Genomic DNA, 1,785 nt, shown 5'->3' on the forward strand with positions numbered 1-1,785 from the left:
CCTGATAGCTTTTGGTTTACCACGCCATTCTATAATTTGATTGAGCGAGCGGATCACACGCTCAGCGGGGAGTGATAAGTCAGTATCTATTGTGAGTCCTTCGCGATTGAAATCATCAATCACATTGAACAAGCGACACCCTCTGCCATAAGATAATTGGTCGTGCATAAAATCCATTGACCAACATTCGTTAATGGCCTCAGGTACAGTACAGCTAATGGTTCAGGCTTCTCCCTTGTTAGACGTTTTCTAGGTTTTATTCGCAAGCTCACGGTAAATACGATAAACGCGCTTATGATTCCATGTGTAGCCTTTAACATTGCGTAAATATAGAAAACATAAACCAAATCCCCAATTACGCTGACATTGACTTAAATCCAATAACAACCCTGCAATTTCCTCATTTTCATCAGACAGTTTTGGCGTATAGCGATAGCATGTTTCACTTATCATGAAAGTACGACAGGCTAAGGAAATACTCATTTTATTTGTGCTAACGACTTCGTGTGCCAATACTTTGCGCTCAGAAGCCTTTACCACTTTTTTACCATTGCCTCTTGAATGACTTCAGATTTTAGCCGCTCTTCAGCATACATTTTCTTTAAACGGCGATTTTCATCTTCAATCTCTTTCATTCGTGTCATTAAAGACGCATCCATACCGCCGTATTTTGCGCGCCATTTATAAAAGGTTGAATTGCCCATACCATATTCACGGCATAGCTCAGGGATTGGCACACCGTTTTCGGCTTGCTTCAAAATAGCGAGGATTTGACTGTCTGTAAAATGTGCTTTTTTCATAATTTTCTCCTGTGTTTACAATAAGAGAAAATTCTACGTTTGGCTTCTATTATTTTTCGGGGGGGGGGGGATTACCCATCGAGCTTGATGATCAGGTTTGAGTAAGTGTTTTAGGACGGCGTTTATTGCGGCGCTTGGCGTGTATTACTCAAGTGCACTCACTCTCATACCATCAACGCATTTAATCATATTCATTAACTTTAGAATTAATGTATTCTTGTGCGCCCATTATTGGCAGCAGTCGATCATATACTTGATTCATTACACCTGTTTCAGCGTGAGCAACAAACTTAGCTTTTCTTGTGCGCCAAGAAAGCGTCTGAATCATATTTGCAACTACAGCATAGGGCTTGTCTATGTTGTTTATAGGTACTTCTAAAAGACCACCTCTAACACTTGAGCTTATAGGACAGCAAATCAACAAGCCAGTAGCAGAATTATACGCCTTGCTACTAAGCACAAGTGCGGGTCTATACTTGCCTATTTCTTTCCCTTTTACTGGTTCAAAATCAATAAAAACAATCTCGTTTCTGTCAGGCGTGTAAGTCATTTAGTAATCCATAATTTCACAGGGTAAAAGCCCTGCTAGTTCATCAGTGTGCGCGTTGTATTCATTTAGTCCGCTTATTAGTTCAGACTCAGTGAATGGCATTTCATACTTGCGCTTTGTTTCAACAGGCTTAATTGTCATGCCCTCAGGTGTCGATGTGACAATAACCTTTGTATTTTTAGTAAACATAGGTTCACTAGCCATTGCGTTTGTAATGCGTAAGCCGAGAGAATTGCCCCACGATTTAATTTCGGTGACTGTTTCCATATTTAATTACTCTATTGTTGTGGTTTCTTTTAGTATATATAATGTGTATACGATGTCAATCAACACGTACAAAAACCGCACTAGCTGGCTCGAACGGCTACGTGGCCGACAATCCAAAGTTTTTAAAGCAATCAAAAGCAAAATTAAATCAATTGCAACGTCAGCTTG

Annotated in this window: 2 protein-coding genes and 1 pseudogene; all 3 read right to left on the reverse strand. The window is 39.9% G+C overall.

What is annotated here, in order from left to right; translation table 11 throughout:
* Positions 1-800 (reverse strand): annotated as a pseudogene (locus GQR55_RS19890) (transposase); the annotation flags it as partial.
* A gap of 181 nt (positions 801-981) precedes the next feature.
* Positions 982-1,350, reverse strand: coding sequence for a type II toxin-antitoxin system PemK/MazF family toxin (locus GQR55_RS19895; protein ID WP_166421955.1), 369 nt, complete (start codon positions 1,348-1,350; stop codon positions 982-984).
* On the reverse strand, positions 1,351-1,617 hold the full coding sequence (locus tag GQR55_RS19900; protein ID WP_166421956.1) for a hypothetical protein: 267 nt from the start codon (positions 1,615-1,617) through the stop codon (positions 1,351-1,353).
* Between the last annotated feature and the right edge of the window lie 168 nt (positions 1,618-1,785).

The organism is Pseudoalteromonas sp. Z1A8 (assembly GCF_011378855.1).
GTDB lineage: Bacteria > Pseudomonadota > Gammaproteobacteria > Enterobacterales > Alteromonadaceae > Pseudoalteromonas.